Origin of the sequence: Microbacterium proteolyticum (assembly GCF_014192415.1) — a bacterium.
GTDB classification, from domain to species: domain Bacteria; phylum Actinomycetota; class Actinomycetes; order Actinomycetales; family Microbacteriaceae; genus Microbacterium; species Microbacterium proteolyticum.
Window position 1 is genome coordinate 488,272 of the sequence record NZ_JACHXY010000002.1, and the last position, 18,865, is coordinate 507,136.

An 18,865-nucleotide genomic window follows, 5' to 3' on the forward strand; every position below is an offset into this window, starting at 1 on the left:
TCGTCGCCGTAGTACGCATTGCGCGCATCGGTGACGCGCTGGACGAGGTCATTCCACTCCTCGCGTGCTGCGTCTTCTGAGGGCGTTACAAGCTCGGTCACCCCCACAGCTTATGGACGGCCTCCGACATCGCCCGAGGGCCTCGCCGCGACCACCCCGAGGGGAGGCGATTCCGGCGGCATCCACCGTCCGACCGACCAGCTGACGCGGCGCGCGGGCTCAGGCGTCGACCGGCACCGCAGACACGGTCCGGTCGATCGTGAACTGCCCGACCACGCGCGTGCCGTCGTACAGCACCGCCGTCTGCCCGGGGGCGACCCCGTCGAACGGGGTGTCGGGCCGGACCGTCAACAGGCCGTCCACCAAGGAGGCGAACGCAGGAACCGGGTCGGCGTGCGCACGGATCTGTACGTCGCACGCGAAGGAGTCGGTCGACGGCGCGCGTCCCGCCCAGGTGAAACGCTCCCCCGCGATCTCGGAGCAGGCGAGCGCCTCCTTCGGTCCGACCACGACGGTGTTGTTCACCGGCCGCACCTCGAGCACGAAGCGGGGTTTTCCATCGGCCGCCGGCACACCCAGCTGCAGACCGCGGCGCTGACCGACGGTGAACGCGTGAGCGCCCTCGTGCGAACCGACCACAGCGCCCGTGCGGTCCAGGATCTCGCCGCGCTCGGCCCCCACCTTGTCGGCGAGCCACCCGCGCGTGTCGCCGTCGGGGATGAAGCAGATGTCGTGACTGTCGGGCTTCTGCGCCACCGACAGGCCGCGCGCTTCCGCCTCCGCACGCACGAGCGCCTTGGACGGCGTGGACCCCAGAGGGAAGTAGGTGTGCGCGAGCTGCTCGGCGGTGAGCACGCCCAGCACGTACGACTGGTCTTTGGCGTTGTCGGACGCACGGTGCAGCTCGCGGCCCTCGGGAGTGTCCACGAGGGTCGCGTAGTGGCCGGTGCACACGGCGTCGAAGCCGAGCTCGAGCGCGCGCTCCAGGAGAGCGGCGAATTTGATCTTCTCGTTGCAGCGCATGCAGGGGTTCGGGGTGCGCCCGGCGCGGTACTCGGCGACGAAGTCGTCGATCACGTCGTCGCGGAAGCGTTCCGAGAAGTCCCACACGTAGAACGGCATCCCGAGCTTGTCGGCGGCGCGGCGCGCGTCCATCGCGTCTTCGATCGTGCAGCATCCGCGGCTGCCCGCGCGGAGGGTTCCTCCGGCACGCGAGAGCGCGAGGTGCACGCCGACCACCTCGTGCCCCGCCTCGACGGCACGGGCCGCCGCCACCGCGGAGTCGACCCCACCGCTCATCGCCGCCAGAACTCGCATCGCCCCAGTCTACGAACGTGCCGCTGTACGGGCGCCGGATGCCACAGCGCGGGCGTACGCCTCGGGCAGGCGGGCGAGCAGGGCGTCCACGTCGGACGAGGTGGACGTGTACCCGAGGGTGAATCGCAGCACCGAACGCGCAGCCCGGTCGTCGAGGCCCAGAGCGAGGACGACGTGCGAAGGCTCGGCGACGCCCGCTTGGCACGCCGACCCCGTCGACACGGCGATGCCCGCCATGTCGAGCAGGAACAGCAGCGTCTCGCCCGCGGCATCCGGGAACAGTACGTGCGCATTGCCGGGAAGGCGCCCGTCGGGGTCGCCGAGCAGTCGCGCCCGCGGAAGAGACGAGCGGATGCCGTCGATCAACCGCTCGCGGAGGGCGACGAGCCGCTCCGATTCGCGCACGCGCTCCGCCTCGGCGGCGCGGGCAGCTGCAGCGAACGCCGCCGCGCCCGCGACGTCCTGGGTCCCCGCGCGGAGGCCCCGCTGCTGGGCGCCGCCGTGCATCAGGGGTGTCAGCCGCGCATGCCGCGATACGACGGCCGCACCCACCCCGACGGGGCCGCCGACCTTGTGCGCCGAGACCGACATCGCCGCGAGGCCCCCGGGGGCGGTGCCTGCCCCGCGCCACGCGGCGAAGTCGACCGCGATCTGTCCCAGCGCCGAGACGGCGTCGAGGTGCAGGGGCACGGAGGCGCTGGATGCCGCCCGGGCCAGGCCCGCCGCATCCTGAAGGGTCCCCACCTCGTTGTTGGCCACGAGCGCGGTCGCCAGGCCGGCCCCGGGCAGGGCGGAGGAGAAGGCATCCACGCCGATGCGGCCGTGAACGTCGAGCGGCACGGCGCGCACCGTCGCCTGCTCGGCCGCGGCGAGCCAGCCGACGACGTCGAGCGTGGCATGGTGTTCGCCGTCGGGGAGCACCACGGCATCCATCCCCTCGGTCCGCGACCACCACAGGCCCTTGAGCGCGAGGTTGGCCGCCTCTGTGCCGCCGGACGTGAAGACGATCTCGATGGGCTGGCAGCCGAGCACCTCGGCGAGCTGATCGCGGGCGTCTTCGAGCAATCGACGCGCCGCCTGACCGGCTCCGTGGATGGATGACGGATTGCCGAGCACCTCGTGCGCATCGAGCCACGCGTCGCGGGCCTCTCGGCGCAGCGGCGTCGTCGCGGCGTGATCGAGGTAGACCTGCACCTTACGTCCCCCTCACGCTGTCCGCTGCCTTCACTACCCTAAGACGCATGGTCCGAACCGAGCCCGCCCTGACGACCCGTCCCGCTCTGCTGAATCCCGCGTTCGACGACCTCGGTGTGCGCCTCGGTCCCGATGGCGGAACGCTGCGCGTCTGGTCGGCGTCCGCCGACGCGATGCAGCTGCTGATCTTCGACGACGTCGATCTCGACTGGGCCACCGAGACGATCGCCCTCTCCCCCATCGGCGGCGGAGTCTTCGAGGCCACCACGCCGCTGCTGCGCCCCGGTGCGCGGTACGCCATCCGCGTCGGCGGGCCGCACGGCACGGGGCACACCTTCAACCCGCAGTCGCTGCTCGTCGAACCCTATTCGCGCGGACTCGTCTCGGGCAGCTTCGGCGACTGGCGTTCGGTGGTGGTCGACGGTTCCTTCGACTGGGGCACCTCGACCAAGCCGCGCGTGCCGATGGATCGCACGGTGATCTACGAGGGGCACGTGAAGGGTCTGACCAAGCGGCATCCGTTCATCCCCCCGGCGCTGCACGGCACCTACGCGGGCCTCGCGCACCCCGCGATGATCGAGCACCTGCTCTCGCTCGGTGTCACCAGCGTCGAGCTGCTGCCGGTGCACGCCTTCGCGACCGAACCGCGGCTCCTCCAGCTCGGGCTCACGAATTACTGGGGCTACAACTCGCTGAACTTCTTCACCCCGCACGCGCCCTACGCCACCGCGGCGAACCGCGCCGAAGGACCTGAGGCGGTCCTGCGCGAGTTCAAGGGCATGGTCAAGCTGTTGCACGAGGCGGGGCTCGAGGTCATCCTCGACGTCGTCCACAACCACACCGCAGAAGAGGGCCTCGGCGGACCGCGCACGAGCCTGCGCGGCATCGACAACCGGTCGTACTATCGCCAGACGGCCGAGGGCGCGTACATCGACGAGACCGGGTGCGGCAACGCGGTGAACACGTCGACGGATGCCGCGGCCCGCCTCGTGCTCGACTCGGTGCGCTACTGGGCCGACGAGGTGCAGGTCGACGGTTTCCGCTTCGATCTCGCGGTGACCCTCGGGCGCGATGAACGGCATTCCTTCACGCCCGACCATCCACTGCTCACCGCCCTCCGCGAGGACGCCGCCGCGTCGGGCACGAAGCTCATCGCCGAGCCGTGGGACGTCGGGATGGGCGGCTGGCAGACGGGCAACTTCGGCGACGGCTGGCTCGAATGGAACGACCGTTACCGCGACCGTGTCCGCAACTTCTGGCTCAGCGACATCGACTACGCCCGTCGCGCCGACACCGCCCCCGTCGGCATCGGCGGGTTCGCCACGCGCCTGGCCGGCTCCTCGAACACGTTCAGCGAGGAACGCGGGCCGCTCGCGAGCGTGAACTTCGTCACCGCGCACGACGGCTTCACCCTGCGCGACCTCGTGTCGTACGACGTCAAGCACAACCTCGGCAACGGCGAGCAGAACCGCGACGGAGCCGACACGAACCGCTCCTTCAACCACGGCGCCGAGGGGCCCACCGACGACGACCGCGTACTCGCCACGCGCCGGACGGCCATGCGCAACCTGATGGGCACACTGCTGCTCTCGGCGGGCGTGCCGATGATCACCGCCGGCGACGAGATGGGCCGCACGCAGCGCGGGAACAACAACGCGTACTGCCACGACTCCGCTCTCACCTGGCTGTCGTGGGAGATGGCACCGTGGCAGCGCGACCTGTTCGCCCACACGCAGCGACTGCTCCAGCTGCGTCGCGACAACCCGGCATTACGCCCTCAGCGCTTCGCGCGCCTCGGGGAGCAGATCCCCTCGGCGTCCGTCATGGAATGGTTCGACGAGCACGGCCAGACCATGTCGAGCGACCGGTGGAACGACCCGGCCCACCGCACGCTGCAGTACCTCGCGACCTCGACGCCCGAGATCGAGGCGCCCAACCGCGTGCTGCTGGTGATCCACGGCACGGAGCACCCCACCGACATCGTGCTCCCCGACCTCGAGGACGCGGTGTTCGTCGAGCTGTGGTCCAGCGTCGATGAGACGCCCTCCGACGCCCACCCGATTTTCGCGCCGGGCGATGTCGTTCCCCTCCCCGGTGCGTCGATGCGGCTGTTCCGCGTCGACTGATCAGGCCCCGCTGTCAAGGCCGTACGAAACGATGCGGCAACGTCGGCGGCCCGCGGTAGGTTCGGACCGTGGCCACCACGACGACACTCTCGCCCGAGCTGCCCTGGCGCAGCGCCGCCTCGATCCCCGTGCGTCCGGTCAAACCGACGCCCACATCGCGCCGCGTGGTCACCCCGCGCATCCCGATGGCGCTTCCCCACCCGAGCGTGCCCGGCGGAGCCTTTCGCCCGTCGGCCTACGTCGGGGAAGCCGTGCCGTTCACGGTCACCGCCTTCCGCGAGGGTCACGATCGCATCGGTGTCAACGTGCGGTTGTTCTCGCCCTCGGGTGACGAGTCGCTGCACCGCCTGAGCCCCCTGAACGACGGCTTCGATCGGTGGTCCGCCGTGGTGGCACCGCTCGAGCAGGGCGTGTGGCGCTTCCGGTTCGAGTCCTTCGCCGACGACTTCGCCACGTGGGAGCACGCCGCCGAGGTGAAGATCGCCGCGGGTGTCGACACCGCGCTCATGCGCACGATGGGCGCGGAGCTGTTCGACCGCGCGCGCGGCGAGAAGAAGCGCCCCGGCGCCGACAAAGACGCGCTGTACGAAGCCGCGCGGGCACTGCGCGACTCCGACGTCCACGACGACGTCGCCCTGTCGATCGTGCGCGATCCCGCGATCGCCGCCCTGTTCGCGGCTCGTCCGATGATGGGACTGGTCTCGATCGGCCGGGAGGCCGAGCTGCTCGTCGAACGCGAACGCGCAGGCGTCGGCGCGTGGTACGAGTTCTTCCCTCGCTCCGAGGGCGCCACCCGCAACGAAGACGGTTCCGTCGTCAGCGGCACGTTCCGCACCGCCGTCGACCGTCTCCCCGGCGTCGCCGGCATGGGTTTCGACGTGCTGTACCTGCCGCCGATCCACCCCATCGGCGAGACCAACCGCAAGGGCCCGAACAACACCCTCGTCACACAGCCGGGCGACCCGGGTTCGCCGTGGGCCATCGGCGGTGCCGCGGGCGGTCACGACACTGTCCATCCTGACCTCGGCACCCTCGACGACTTCCGGGCGTTCGTGGCCGCGGCCCGAGAGAACGGCCTCGAGGTCGCCCTCGATCTCGCGCTGCAGGCCTCGCCCGACCACCCGTGGGTCGCGGAGCACCCCGAGTGGTTCACGACGCTGCCCGACGGCTCGATCGCGTTCGCCGAGAACCCGCCGAAGAAGTACCAGGACATCTATCCGGTCAACTTCGACAACGACCCCGACGGCATCCGGGCCGAGGTGCTGCGCATCGTGCGCCACTGGATCGCCCAGGGCGTGACCATCTTCCGTGTCGACAACCCGCACACCAAGCCCCTGCAGTTCTGGGAGTGGCTCATCGCCACGGTCAGCGCCGAGGAACCCGATGCGGTGTTCCTCGCCGAGGCCTTCACACGCCCCGCGCCCATGCAGGGCCTGGCCATGGCCGGTTTCCAGCAGAGCTACACGTACTTCACCTGGCGCAACACGAAGGAAGAACTCGAGGAGTTCCTCGGTGCGCTCGCGCATGAGACGGACGACTTCCTGCGCCCGAACCTCTTCGTGAACACCCCCGACATCCTCACCGAGTACCTGCAGTACGGCGGGCGGCCCGCGTACAAGATCCGCGCGGCCATCGCCGCGACCGCGGCGCCGACCTACGGCGTCTATGCGGGGTACGAACTCATCGAGAACGTCGCCCGCCCGGGTTCCGAAGAGAACATCGACAACGAGAAGTACGAGTACAAGTTCCGCGATTGGGAGGGCGCCGAAGCCACCGGCCACTCGATCGCGCCGTACCTGCGCATGCTCAACGCCGCGCGGCGCGCACACCCGGCGCTCCGACAGCTGCGCAACCTCGACGTGCACTGGAGCGACGACGACGCCACCCTCGTGTACTCCAAGCACTTGCCCGCCGAGCTGTCCCCGACCGGCGCCTCCGACACGATCATCGTCGTGGCCAACGTCGACCCGCACTCCGCCCGCGAGACGACCGTCCACCTCGACACGACCGTCTTCGGCATCGAACCGGGCGCGTCGTACGACGTCGAAGACCTCGTGACCGGCCAGGTGTGGACGTGGGCCGACCACAACTTCGTGCGTCTCGACGCCTTCAACGAGCCCGTGCACATCCTGCACGTCAAGGAGAACCGATGACCCCGCTTCCCGCTGAGATCCTGGACGCCGTCGCCCAGGGTGCCCATCATGACCCGCACAGCGTGCTGGGCGTGCACGAGACCGGCGACGGCTGGGTGATCCGTACTCGACGTCCCCTCGCCCACGAGGTCGTCGCCGAGCTCGCTGACGGTCGCAGCGTGCCTCTGGAACACCTGCACGGCGGTATCTGGGAGGCGCACACCGAGGCGTACCCCGGTTCGTACACCGTGCGCGCCGGCTACGAGGGCACCGAGCACGTCGCCGACGACGGCTACCGGCACGCGCCCTCCATCGGCGAGCTCGACCTCCACCTCGTCTCGGAGGGACGCCACGAGGAGCTGTGGCGCGTCCTCGGAGCGCACGTGCGCGAGCTCGACGGATCCCGCGGCGTGGCCTTCACGGTCTGGGCGCCCGACGCTCGCGCTCTGCGCGTCATCGGCGACTTCAACGGCTGGGACGGCTCGGGCAGCGCGATGCGCTCGATGGGCGGCAGCGGCGTGTGGGAGGTGTTCATCCCCGGCATCGGAACAGGCACGCGGTACAAGTTCGAGATCCTCACCCGCGCGGGTCAATGGATCGAGAAGGCCGACCCCATGGCGCGCCTCGCAGAGGTGCCACCGGCGACGGCGTCGGTGGTCACCGAATCCGACTACAGCTGGTCGGACGACGCGTGGATCGCACACCGCTCCTCCACCGCCCCGATCGACCGCCCGATGTCGGTCTACGAGCTTCACCTCGGCTCGTGGAAGCAGGGCCTGTCGTACCGCGACGCGGCGGACCAGATCATCGACTACGTCGGCGCCCAGGGCTTCACCCACGTGGAGTTCCTGCCCCTGTCCGAGCACCCCTTCGGCGGCTCGTGGGGCTACCAGGTGTCGGGCTACTACGCCCCCACCAGCCGCTTCGGAGACCCCGACGACCTGCGCTACCTGATCGATCGCCTTCACCAGGCCGACATCGGCGTCATCATGGACTGGGTGCCCGGGCACTTCCCCAAGGACGACTTCGCCCTCGCCCGCTTCGACGGTGAAGCGCTCTACGAGCACCCCGATCCGCGTCGCGGCGAGCACAAGGACTGGGGCACGCTGATCTTCGACTACGGGCGGAACGAGGTGCGCAACTTCCTCGTCGCGAACGCGCTGTACTGGTTCGAGGAGTTCCACGTCGACGGTCTGCGAGTGGATGCCGTGGCATCCATGCTCTATCTCGATTACTCCCGCGAAGACGGGGAGTGGGCGCCCAACCAGTTCGGGGGCCGCGAGAACCTCGAGGCCATCCGCTTCCTGCAGGAGGTCAATGCGACCTCCTACAAGCGCTACCCCGGCATCGCGATCATCGCCGAGGAGTCCACCAGCTTCCCCGGAGTGACCGCGCCGACGTCGGCCGCGGGTCTGGGCTTCGGCTTCAAATGGAACATGGGCTGGATGAACGACTCGCTGCAGTACATCGGGCGCGACCCCATGTACCGCTCGCACCACGAAGGAGAACTGTCGTTCTCGTTCGTCTACGGGTTCAGCGAGAACTTCGTCCTGCCGATCAGCCACGACGAGGTCGTTCACGGCAAGGGCAGCCTCTTCGGACGGATGCCGGGAGATCACTGGCAGAAGCTCGCGAACATGCGCGCGTTCCTCGCGTACATGTGGGGCCACCCCGGCAAGCAGTTGCTGTTCATGGGCCAGGAGTTCGGCCAGATGTCCGAGTGGTCCGAATCGCGCAGCCTTGACTGGTGGATGCTCGACCAGCCGGCGCACCGTCAGCTGCACGACTTCGTCGCCGAGTTGAACCGCGTCTACAAGGATCAGGCGGCCCTCTGGTCGCGCGATCACGACGGTGCCGCGTTCTCGCGCCTGGGTGCCCCGGCGTGGAACCCCAACGTCCTCGCCTTCGCCCGCCGCGACCACCATGGCAACACCGTGGCCGTCGTCTGCAACTTCTCCGGTGTCCCCCTCGGTGATTTCCCGCTCGACCTCCCCGAAGCGGGCACCTGGACCGAGGTGCTGAACAGCGACGCCGGGGCGTTCGGCGGGTCCGGACAGGGCAACCTGGGCGCCGTGACGACCGATGCCCGCGGCAACGCGACGCTGACGCTTCCGCCGCTGGGCGTGCTCTGGCTGCACCACCGCGCCGACGTCTGACGTCACGCGAACGACGAAGGCCCCGTCCGCGGACGGGGCCTTCGTGCGTGGCACGGGAGCGAGAAGCACGCCTCCGTGCGGTGTCTCAGAAGAGCAGGGATGCCAAGCGGGTGCGTGCACGGATGACGCGAGCATCGTCGTCACCGATGAGGCCGAACAGCTCGAGCAGGCGCTCACGCACGGGGGCGCGCTCGTCTGCGGGGAGCGCCGCGAAGAGCTCGAGCAGACGCCCGAACGCATCCTCGACGTGTCCGCCGACGACGTCGAGGTCGGCGACGAGGAACTGCGCCTCGATCCCGGTGGGCGACGCAGCGGCGGCCGCGCGTGCGGCCTGCAGATCGGCGTCCTGCACGCGAGCGAGCAGTTGCACCTGCCCGAGGCCGGCGCGCGCGTCGGCATCACGCGGGTCCTCGACGAGGGCCTTCTCGTAGGCGGCGACCGCACGGGCGTAGTCGCCTTCCTCGATGGCGGCGAACGCTTCGGCGTGCAGCGGCGGGAGGGGCTCGTCACCGGGAGCCTCCGCGGGCGGAGTCGCCTCGACCGGGACCATTCCGGTCACGCCGTGCTGGGCGGCGAGCTGCAGCAGCTGGGCGAACACGTCGCGCACCTGCTGCTCGGGCACCGCCCCCGTGAACAGCGGAACGGGCTGCCCCGCGACGAGCGCGAGGACCATCGGAATGGACTGCGCACGGAAGCCCTGCGCCAACTGCGGGTTGGCGTCGACGTCGACCTTGGCCAGCACGAGGCGTCCGCCGAGCTCGGTGACCACCTTCTCGAGCACGGGGCTCAGCTGCTTGCAGGGCCCGCACCACTCGGCCCACAGGTCGATGACGACCGGCACGGTGCGAGAGAGCTCGAGGACGTCGCCGAAGGTGGCGTCCGTCACATCGAAGACGAGGGGGGTCGCGCCGCCCGCCGGCGCATCCGCGGACGCGGGCGCGGGTGCGGGGGTCTGCGGGCGGTTGCGCAGCGACGAGAGGTCGACGGCACCGCGCAGGACGGAACCGGGGGCGGGAGTGCTCACGGGGACACCTTCGCTTCGAGGAGGCTGGATCGGTAGCCGAGCAGGCGGATCTGATCGTCTGAGCCCTGGCTGGGCACGTAGAAGAACACCTGGTCGGAGTAGGTCGTGGTGAAGCCGGTCGCGGACTGGTCGACCGCGGTGAGGGCCTCGACCGCGGGGTTGTTGTCGAGCTTGATGACCGCGTCGGCGTTCGTCGGCTTCGCCGTGTCGCTCTCGTACACGTTGACCGCGACGATCGCGCCGGTGTCGAGGGTGGCGAGAGCGATCGGGGTCGCGGGGCCCGCCGACGCCGCGAAGCTGATCTCGGCGGTTCCCGCACCGGTCTGGTTCAACTCCTCGGTGCGCTTGGTCTTGTTGTCTTGAATGGCCGACAGCAACAGGTCGTTGGCGGTGTCGAACGTCGACCACGACGCACTGTTCTGCCCGTTGTTGATGATGTCGGCGTACGCCGCGGCAACCTTCTCGGGCGCCAGCACGAGGAAATTGGAGTCCGGCGGCACCTGCGTCGCCCCGACGTAGGGAGCGGCGAGCTCGGGCAGGTTGGTGGATGCCTCGAGGTTGCCGACGTAGGACGCCTTGTACTCGTCCCAGGGCGTCTCCTGGGTCATCATCATGATGGTCGTCGTCGGTGTCGCGGCATCCGCGGACTCCACGACGGTCATGAGCGTCCGCGGCCAGGCTCCCGTGGTCTGCGGGAGCACGATCTGGACCGGCTCAGCCGGGATGGCCGGGAGGGCGGCCCGGTCGGGGATCGCCGCGCGCAGCGTGTAGTTGGTCTGGCGTTCGGCCAGCGCGGGACCCGCGAGTCGCTCGGCGGCCGCCGTCGCATCGAGGGCGGCATCGGCCTGCGCGACAGTGGACGACACGCGCGACACGATGCGCTGCGCCTGTGCCTCGGTGACGGCGGGCGGGAACTGCCCCTCGGGGACGATCACGGTCGGGGTGGGGCTCGGTGTCTCCTGGGCGGCGAACTGCGGCCACGCATCGGCGGAGCAGCCGGCGAGGAGGGCGACCGAGACACCGAGGGCGGGCACCGCGATGAGGGCCCGGCGTCCGCCGAGGGCACCCCGTCCGCGCGAACCGCGACGGCCGGGGCTTTCGCTGATGACGCCCTTCGCCTCGGCGTCGCCGACCATCGAGATCGGCTCGGTGACGGGCAGGGGCAGGCCCTTCCGACGCGGACGACGCGAGCGGCGCACGTGCCGGATGCCGAGCAGGTACAGCACGAGACCGATCAGCAGCACGATGCCACCGCCGACGATGAGAGGGCCGGCCCACGGGGTGGAGTCGTCGATGGGCCAGCTCACGCTCACGTTGGCGGGAGCCGGGGCGGTGCCGTCGGAGGCGATGAGCACGCTCATCTCGCTCGGCAACTGCAACGTCGCCGACAGCGTGCCCGTCTGCTCGTACTCGTCGAGCCACAGGTCGGAGTCGACGGGGCTGCGACCGGCCGCGGCGGTACTGGTCGCCGTCACGGTCGGCTGCACCTCGCTGGTCTGCACGACGCCCTCGCCGTCGACGGTCACGGCGGTGTAGGGCACATCGGCCAGCCATGCCTTCATGTCAGCGGTGCGGCCGTAGGCGGCGAACACCTCGCCGTCACCCTCGACGCGCAGCGTCTGGGCTCCCGGCACACTGGTCAGCAGCGCGCCATCGACGAGCGTGTAGGCGGACGTGCCCTCGGTCTGAACGGTCGCCGAGGCTTCGGATGGCCCCTGGAACACCGTCCTCTGGGCGATTCCGGCACCGATCATGACGGCCGCGATGACGAACGCCACCACAGCCCAGACGAATCTCACGCTTCACACCATCCCCACCGGTGGCTCGGGCGCCACCGAAGAATCGACGTTTCAGACTATCCGAGGGCGGCTGAAAGTTCTCGGCGAGGCCCGTCGCGTGCGTTCGGTGCCGCCGTCGTCAGTATCCTGACGTCACGGGCACGAACGCCCGCTGAGGCGGGAGTCTGGCGGCATGAAGATCCACAACCCATTCCGGGTCGCATTGCTGGCCACGCTCGGCGTCGGAGTCGGCCTGCTGCTCATCGGCAGTGTGCAGAACCTGTCGACGATCCTTCTCTACGTCGGCACGGCACTGTTCCTCTCGCTCGGGCTCGACCCCGTGGTGTCGTTCCTGGCGAGACGCGGACTCCCGCGCTGGGCGGCCGTGCTCGTGACGATCCTCGGTGTCCTCGGCATCTTCGCCGGGATCATCGTCATGGTCGTGCCCATCATCGTCGGGCAGATCGCGCAGCTCGTCGCGCAGGTGGAGCAGGTGCTGCAGCCCGGTCGCTGGAACGAGGTGGTCTTGCAGGTGCAGGACTGGGTGTCGGCGAACCTCCCCTGGCTGCGCCTGGACGACGTGTGGGCGGGCGTGCAGCAGTGGATCTCGACCCTCGACGTGGGTTCCATCTCGACCATGGTCGGCAACAGCCTCCTCGCCGTCGGCGGGGCGGTGGCGGCGGGCCTGGGCGGCGCGTTCATCGTGCTCATCCTGACCATCTACTTCACGGCATCCACCCCGTCGCTGAAGTCGGCGGTGTACCAGCTCGTGCCGGCGTCCAAGCGCGCGCGCTTCATCGAACTCGCCGAGAAGATCACCGACTCCGTGGGTTACTACGTCATGGGCCAGGTCAGCCTGGGCGTCATCAACGGCGTGCTGAGCGCGATCTTCCTGTCGATCATCCAGGCGCCGTTCCCCGCAGTACTGGCGGTGATCGCCTTCTTCTTCTCGCTCATCCCCCTGGTGGGAACGCTCACCGGATCGACGATCATCGTGCTGAGCTGCCTGATTCCGGGGGTCGGATCCCCCACCATCGCGCTCATCGCCCTGATCTACTACCTCGTGTATATGCAGATCGAGGCGTACGTGATCTCCCCGCGCATCATGAATCGCGCGGTCTCGGTGCCCGGATCCGTCGTGGTCATCTCGGCGCTCGCGGGCGGCGCGCTGCTCAATCTGCTGGGCGCGCTCATCGCGATCCCGGTGGCCGCCAGCATCCTCATCATCTACCGCGAGGTCATCATCCCCCGGCAGAACGAGCGCTGAGCTCAGTCGGCGACGTCGCCCTCCCACTCGACAGGCAGCGGCAGTGCGTCGGGGGCGACCGCCGCGACGATCTCGGTCAGCACGCGGCGGGTCTGCGTCTCGCCCACCCACAGGTGCTTCCCGCCCTCGACGGCGATGAGGGTGGCATGCGGAACCGCGGCGAAACGCTCGCGCGCCTCGTCGGGCCGCAGGTAGTCGTCGAACTCGGGCACGAGCACGACCATCCGCCGTTCGTCACCCGCCCAGGCGGCCACCTCGTCAGCGGTTGCGCGGTGGAGGGGCGGGGAGAGCAGGATGACGCCCTCGATGTCGTGATCGCGACCGTACTTCAGCGCCAGCTCGGTGCCGAACGACCAGCCCACCAGCCACGGCCGCGGAAGTCCCCGCTCACGGACGAAGTCGACCGCGGCTGCCACGTCGAACACCTCGTTCGCTCCCCCGTCGAATGCACCCTCGCTCGTGCCGCGCGGTGAGGTCGTACCGCGGGTGTTGAAGCGCAGAACGGCGATGTCGGCGAGGGCCGGAAGCCGGCCGGCGGCCTTGCGCAAGATGTGCGAGTCCATGAACCCGCCCGCTGTCGGAAGCGGATGCAGGGTCACCAGGGTTGCGACCGGCTCGCGCTCGGCGGGCAGGGCCAGTTCACCGACGAGGGTGAGCTCGTCCACCGTGTGCAACTCGATGTTTTCCCGACGGGCGGGAAGCAGAACGGGGCCACGAATGTCCATCAGGCGATCCTCCAACAGTGTGTGTGCCAGTGTCGACGTGCCGCCAGGTCGGCAGCGTCGCCGAGGACGCCGTCGGCGCGCCAGACGACGAGGTGCGCTGTGCCCGTGACCACCGCGCGCCCGCAGCCGGGACAGATGTAGTCCTTCTGCGCCTGCGGGGCGGAGATCGGCTGCACGGTCCACTCGATGCCGCGTTTGACCTCGGTGCGCTTCCATCCCGCGATCAGGCGGTCGAGGGAATCGTCGCCGCGATCCGGATCCGGGCGGCGTTTACGGGAGCGGGGCATGGTCGCCGCTCACCACCAGTGGTTGTTGGTCCAGAACGCGTAGGCGCCGGCCCAGCTGCCGTATCGGCCCGTGGCGTAACCGGTGGCCCAACGCAGGTTGTCGACAGGGTCGTAGCCGTTACCGGGCACCTTGCTGCAGGGAAGGGCCTGCACGAGGCCGCACGCCCCGGACGAGCGGTTGGTGGCGTTGGGGTTCCACCCGCTCTCGCGGCTGACGATGTAGTCGACGTAACCCATGTCTGACTCGGCGATGCCGGCTGCGGCCATCCACTCGCCGGGAGCGCCGCCACCCGAGTAGAACAGCGGCCCGGAAGAACCTGCCGACGATTCCGAGTCGGACGCGCTCGTACGCGTCGGGGTCGGGGTGGGCGTCGGTGTCGGCTTCGGTGCGACGTAGACGTTGTAGCTGGATCGATCGAGCTGCGGCGCCTGCTTATCACCGAGGGTGGAGACCGCCTGCGTGTCGTCCAAGCCCTCGGCGTAGAGGGTGACCGTGCGTGGCTCATCGGCCTGCGCGGGCTGGAGCGCCGCACCCATGGGCCCCACGTAGGCCGCGGTGAAGAGAACCGCCGCGCACGCGCCGAACGCACCGACGACGCCGCGACGGCGCGACCAGCGGGGGGTGGCTCGCCGGGGCATCACCGGAGGGATCACGTCGTGGCCCGTCTCGCCGCGGCGGGCGACACGGGACGATGAGGTGCGTGAGAGATGCGATCCGGAAGTCACAGTGCCGCTGAGTCTACCGAGGCGCGACGGGAGGTGTCATGCGCGCTCATCCGACGGCGAGCATCACATCGACGACGGCGTCGAGGACGGCGTCGACCTGGGCCTCGCGGTACCCGCCGCGTTGCATCCGGAACGCCACCGCACGCACCTGATCGGGGGTGACGGGGTCTCCCGCCGCGAGATACCGCGCCACGCGGTCGGCCACCACGTCGACCTCGTCGACGCGGTAGCCGTAGCGGAGGATGCCGACGCGCTCGAAGCGCGACCCTCCTGGGCGACGCAGGCGGTCGAGCACGACCTGTGCGGTGTCGCGGGTCTCAGCGACCCAGGCGCGGGCCCCGAGTCGCGACAGGGCGTGTTCGCGCTCTCGTGCAGCGAAGGCGTCCTCGACGCGTCCGAGGGCTGCATCGACCGCCGTGACCGAGTAGCCCCCGCGCACCAGGGGGAACGCCGCCGCGCGGACGTCGGAGGACCGCAGGGATCCGACGTCGTCGCTCTCGAAGACTTCCCGCGCACGGGAGAGGAAGGTGTCGACGGCACGCTTCTCGTAGCCCTTCGCCCGCCCGGACTCGGGGAACGGTGTCGCCTCGACCTTGTCGTCGGGCTGCGTCTCGGTCATGACACTCCGAACGGTGCGAGGAGGTAGTAGGTCACCAGGGCCGCCGTAGCCGACGGCAGGATCGAATCGAGGCGGTCGAGAACTCCACCGTGCCCGGGAAGCCAGGAACTCATGTCTTTGATGCCGAGATCGCGCTTGACCATCGACTCGCCGAGATCGCCGACCGTCGCCGTGGCCAGCACCACGGCGCCGAACACCAGGCCCGCCCACCAAGGGACCTGCAGCATGAACACGGCCAGGAGCGCACCCGCGACGAGGGCGGCGACGCAGGCGCCGGCGAAGCCCTCCCACGTCTTCTTCGGGCTGATGCGGGGGGCCATCGGATGCCGCCCACCCCGCCCGAAGGTGAGCCCCGACACGTACGCGCCGGTGTCGGCGGCGACGGCCAGGATGATGAAGGCCAGGACCCACCACTCACCTCGGGGCTGCGCGAGGAGGACGACCGCCATGCTGGTGAGGAAGGGGACGTACAACTGGACGAATCCCCCGACCAGCACATCGCCGATCACGTCGATACGTGCGCGGCCGTCCGACGCGATCATCTGCGCGATCAGACGCCACACGACGACGACGACCACCGCGGCGAGGGTCGCGATCCAATGCACCCAAGGACCGAGGAAGAATCCGCTCAGCAGAAGCAGCGAGCCCATCACGAGCTGCGGGACGACGTCGACGCGACGGCCCGCGACCTGCAGAGCGCGGGAGAACTCGAGAACCCCGAGGATCATGGCCGCCCCCGCGAAGAACACGAAGAGCCATTTCACGAAGATGAGCGAGGCGACCAGAACCACGCCGATGCCCACACCGATCAACGTCGCGACGATGAGGTCGCGACCGGTGCGCTGCTTGAGTCGCTCGTTCGCCTGGCCGAACTCCGCACGGGCGTGAGCGATGTGCTGCTCGGCATCCGTCCGCATGGCGCGAAGCTGCGACTCGATGGCCGTCACGCCCTCACCCGTCATGGCTGAACGGCGCACGGCCTCTTCCCGACGTGAGCCGGGCGGATCGACCGGTTGATCTTCGCCGGTCTCAGGGGCGTCGGGCATTCGGATCAGACCTCGAGCAGCTCGGCCTCTTTGCGCTTCAGCGCCTCGTCGATCATGTCGACGTGCGTGCGCGTGACGGTGTCCAACTCTTTCTCGGCGCGTACGAGTTCGTCTTCGCCGACGTCGCTCTTGAGGGCGTCCAAGTCGTCTTTCGCCTTGCGACGGAGGTGGCGCACCTGCACCTTCGCGTCCTCACCCTTGCCACGCACGATCTTGACGTACTCTTTGCGGCGGTCCTGAGTGAGCTCGGGCATGGTGACACGCACGATCGTGCCGTCGTTCGTGGGGTTCACGCCGAGGTTCGGCATGTCGCGGATCGCCTGCTCGATCGCCTTCAGCGCCGTCTTGTCGTACGGGTTGATGACGAGAGTGCGAGCCTCGGGGTTGTTCAACGACGCGAGCTGCGCGAGGGGTGTCGGCGACCCGTAGTAGTCGACCAGCACCTTCTGGAACATCTGGGGGTTCGCGCGCCCGGTACGGACGGTCGCGAAGTCCTCCTTGGCGGCCTCCACGGCGCGATCCATGCGCGCTCCGGCATCGGCGAGGACATCGGCGATCACGGTGACTCCATTCGTTGGGACTGACATCTCAGTCTAGTCGCGCGCGGGCCCGGCTCCCCGGGCCCGCGCGGCGCGTCACGTGGTGACGAGCGTTCCCATCGTCTCCCCCAGGAGCGCGTCGGTGACGTTGCCGGGTTCCATGCCGAAAACGCGCATGTCGATGCCGTTGTCCATGCAGAGGCTGAACGCGGTGGAGTCCACGACCTTCAGTCCCTTCTGCAGGGCGTCGCGGTAGGTGATGTGGTCGAGCTTGGTGGCGGAAGCGTCGGTGCGCGGGTCGGCGGTGTAGACGCCGTCCACGCCGTTCTTGGCCACGAGCACCTCGGTCGCGCCGATCTCGAGCGCGCGCTGGGCGGCGACCGTGTCGGTGGAGAAGTACGGCAGACCCGCCCCGGCACCGAAGATCACGACGCGTCCCTTCTCGAGGTGGCGCACGGCGCGGCGCGGGATGTACGGCTCGGCGACCTGGGTCATCGAGATCGCCGACTGCACGCGCGTGGCGGCTCCGGCCTGCTCGAGGAAGTCCTGCAGGGCGAGCGCGTTCATCACGGTGCCGAGCATCCCCATGTAGTCGGCACGTCCGCGGTCCATGCCGCGCTGGCTGAGCTCGGCACCGCGGAAGAAGTTGCCCCCACCGACCACGATCGCGATCTCGACCCGGTCGACGGCCTGGGCGATCTCGCGGGCGATCTGACTCACGACATCGGGGTTCACGCCCAACTGGCCGCCCCCGAACGCCTCCCCCGACAGCTTCAGAAGAACTCGGCGGCGCTTGCTGGCCTCATCGATCACGTGTGGTGTCCTCTCGTCTTTAACAAACTATCCCCCGCGCGTTTCGTGCGTGCGTCCGCAGCGGTGAGGGCGGGGATCCGGTCGGCGTGCGGGCAGGGAAAAGGCCCGGGATGCCGTGGCATCCCGGGCCTCATCACGTGCGTGTTACGCGCCGACCTTGAAGCGGGCGAAGTCGGTCAGGGTGAGACCGGCGTCGGACGCGACCTTGGCGACGGACAGCTTGTTGTCCTTCGCGTAGTCCTGGTCGAGCAGCGAGACCTGCTTGAAGAACGCGTTGACGCGGCCCTCGACGATCTTCGGCAGGGCGGCCTCGGGCTTGCCCTCGTTGCGGGAGATCTCGGTGACGATCTCGCGCTCCTTGTCGACGTCGGCCTCGGGCACGGCGTCGCGGGTGAGGTACGAGGGGTTCGCGAACGAGATGTGCTGCGCGATGGAGCGAGCGGTCTCGGCGTCGTCACCGGTGTAGGCGAGCACCACGCCGACCTGCGGGGGCAGGTCCTTGCTGGTCTTGTGCAGGTACACCTCGAACTTGTCGCCCGAGATCGTGCGCACGCGACGCAGTTCGACCTTCTCGCCGATGATGGCGGCCTCGTCGGAGATGAGCTGCTCGACGGACTTGCCGTCGGCGTCGGCGGCCAGGGCCGTCTCGACCGAGTCGGCGCCCGCGGCGGCAGCAGCGTCGGCGACTTTGTCGGCCAGAGCGATGAAGCGCTCGTTCTTGGCGACGAAGTCGGTCTCGCAGGCGAGTTCGAGAAGCGTCACGGAACCGTTGTTCTCGCGAGCGGCGACGAGGCCCTCGCTCGTGGAACGGTCGGCGCGCTTGGCGTTGCCCTTCGCACCCTTGAGGCGCAGGATCTCGACGGCCTTCTCGACGTCGCCGTCAGCCTCTTCGAGCGCCTTCTTGGTGTCGACCATGCCGGTGCCGAGCTGCTCGCGCAGCGCCTTGATGTCGGCGATCGTGAAGTTTGCCATGGTGTGGCGGTCTCCTTGTCGTTTTCGTTCTCGATGTGAGCCCGGCGGGGCCGTGTCGCCACCCTCGCGCGAGGGGGCAGTCACGACCCCGCCGGATCGTAGCCTGTGCGGGTGACGCGCCGTTCACGCCATGGTGAACCGAGC

General features: G+C 69.4%; 16 protein-coding genes. 4 read left to right on the forward strand and 12 right to left on the reverse strand.

The genetic code is table 11. The features are described 5' to 3' along the window. Window positions 1–219 precede the first annotated feature (219 nt). Together mnmA and FHS07_RS10690 are read right to left on the reverse strand one after the other, a co-directional pair. Window positions 220–1,317 (reverse strand): tRNA 2-thiouridine(34) synthase MnmA, encoded by a 1,098-nt coding sequence (gene mnmA, locus FHS07_RS10685; protein ID WP_183419884.1) that lies wholly within the window; start codon window positions 1,315–1,317, stop codon window positions 220–222. 9 nt (window positions 1,318–1,326) lie between these two features. After that, complete coding sequence (locus FHS07_RS10690) at window positions 1,327–2,511, reverse strand: aminotransferase class V-fold PLP-dependent enzyme (protein WP_183419885.1); 1,185 nt, start codon at window positions 2,509–2,511, stop codon at window positions 1,327–1,329. Between the two features lie 47 nt (window positions 2,512–2,558). Between FHS07_RS10690 and glgX the strand changes: the two genes are divergently transcribed. From glgX to glgB, 3 genes are all read left to right on the forward strand, one after another. Beyond that, window positions 2,559–4,637, forward strand: coding sequence for a glycogen debranching protein GlgX (gene glgX, locus FHS07_RS10695; RefSeq protein ID WP_183419886.1), 2,079 nt, complete (start codon window positions 2,559–2,561; stop codon window positions 4,635–4,637). 185 nt (window positions 4,638–4,822) lie between these two features. Continuing rightward, entirely contained in the window at window positions 4,823–6,790 is a 1,968-nt protein-coding gene (locus FHS07_RS10700) for an alpha-1,4-glucan--maltose-1-phosphate maltosyltransferase (protein ID WP_183420156.1), read from the forward strand. Beyond that, window positions 6,787–8,925 (forward strand): 1,4-alpha-glucan branching protein GlgB, encoded by a 2,139-nt coding sequence (gene glgB, locus FHS07_RS10705; RefSeq protein ID WP_183419887.1) that lies wholly within the window; start codon window positions 6,787–6,789, stop codon window positions 8,923–8,925. Before FHS07_RS10700 ends, glgB begins: the two co-directional genes overlap by 4 nt. An 85-nt stretch (window positions 8,926–9,010) precedes the next feature. Here the strand turns inward: glgB and FHS07_RS10710 are convergent, their stop codons facing one another. After that, window positions 9,011–9,949: a tetratricopeptide repeat protein gene (locus FHS07_RS10710; RefSeq protein WP_183419888.1), complete on the reverse strand. Its 939-nt coding sequence runs from the start codon at window positions 9,947–9,949 to the stop codon at window positions 9,011–9,013. Then, entirely contained in the window at window positions 9,946–11,748 is a 1,803-nt protein-coding gene (locus FHS07_RS10715; RefSeq protein ID WP_183419889.1) for a DUF8094 domain-containing protein, read from the reverse strand. Before FHS07_RS10715 ends, FHS07_RS10710 begins: the two co-directional genes overlap by 4 nt. Window positions 11,749–11,920: 172 nt before the next feature. Between FHS07_RS10715 and FHS07_RS10720 the strand changes: the two genes are divergently transcribed. Beyond that, complete coding sequence (locus FHS07_RS10720; protein WP_183419890.1) at window positions 11,921–12,994, forward strand: AI-2E family transporter; 1,074 nt, start codon at window positions 11,921–11,923, stop codon at window positions 12,992–12,994. Window positions 12,995–12,996: 2 nt separating this feature from the next. On the opposite strand, the gene FHS07_RS10725 is transcribed toward FHS07_RS10720, so the two are convergent. From FHS07_RS10725 to tsf, 8 genes are all read right to left on the reverse strand, one after another. After that, window positions 12,997–13,719 (reverse strand): alpha/beta hydrolase, encoded by a 723-nt coding sequence (locus tag FHS07_RS10725; RefSeq protein ID WP_183419891.1) that lies wholly within the window; start codon window positions 13,717–13,719, stop codon window positions 12,997–12,999. Continuing rightward, window positions 13,719–14,006 carry a hypothetical protein gene (locus tag FHS07_RS10730; protein WP_183419892.1) on the reverse strand — a complete coding sequence of 96 codons (288 nt, stop codon included), beginning with the start codon at window positions 14,004–14,006 and terminating at the stop codon, window positions 13,719–13,721. The genes FHS07_RS10725 and FHS07_RS10730 overlap by 1 nt, the downstream gene beginning before the upstream one ends. A 9-nt stretch (window positions 14,007–14,015) precedes the next feature. Further along, complete coding sequence (locus FHS07_RS10735) at window positions 14,016–14,732, reverse strand: aggregation-promoting factor C-terminal-like domain-containing protein (protein WP_343054683.1); 717 nt, start codon at window positions 14,730–14,732, stop codon at window positions 14,016–14,018. A 46-nt stretch (window positions 14,733–14,778) separates the two neighbouring features. Next, window positions 14,779–15,351: a DivIVA domain-containing protein gene (locus tag FHS07_RS10740; protein WP_183419893.1), complete on the reverse strand. Its 573-nt coding sequence runs from the start codon at window positions 15,349–15,351 to the stop codon at window positions 14,779–14,781. Beyond that, entirely contained in the window at window positions 15,348–16,298 is a 951-nt protein-coding gene (locus tag FHS07_RS10745; RefSeq protein WP_343054684.1) for a phosphatidate cytidylyltransferase, read from the reverse strand. Before FHS07_RS10745 ends, FHS07_RS10740 begins: the two co-directional genes overlap by 4 nt. A 104-nt stretch (window positions 16,299–16,402) precedes the next feature. After that, entirely contained in the window at window positions 16,403–16,957 is a 555-nt protein-coding gene (frr, locus tag FHS07_RS10750; RefSeq protein ID WP_183419895.1) for a ribosome recycling factor, read from the reverse strand. Window positions 16,958–17,032: 75 nt separating this feature from the next. Further along, entirely contained in the window at window positions 17,033–17,749 is a 717-nt protein-coding gene (gene pyrH, locus FHS07_RS10755) for a UMP kinase (protein WP_183419896.1), read from the reverse strand. A 144-nt stretch (window positions 17,750–17,893) separates the two neighbouring features. Further along, window positions 17,894–18,721: a translation elongation factor Ts gene (gene tsf / locus FHS07_RS10760; protein WP_183419897.1), complete on the reverse strand. Its 828-nt coding sequence runs from the start codon at window positions 18,719–18,721 to the stop codon at window positions 17,894–17,896. Window positions 18,722–18,865 lie beyond the last annotated feature (144 nt).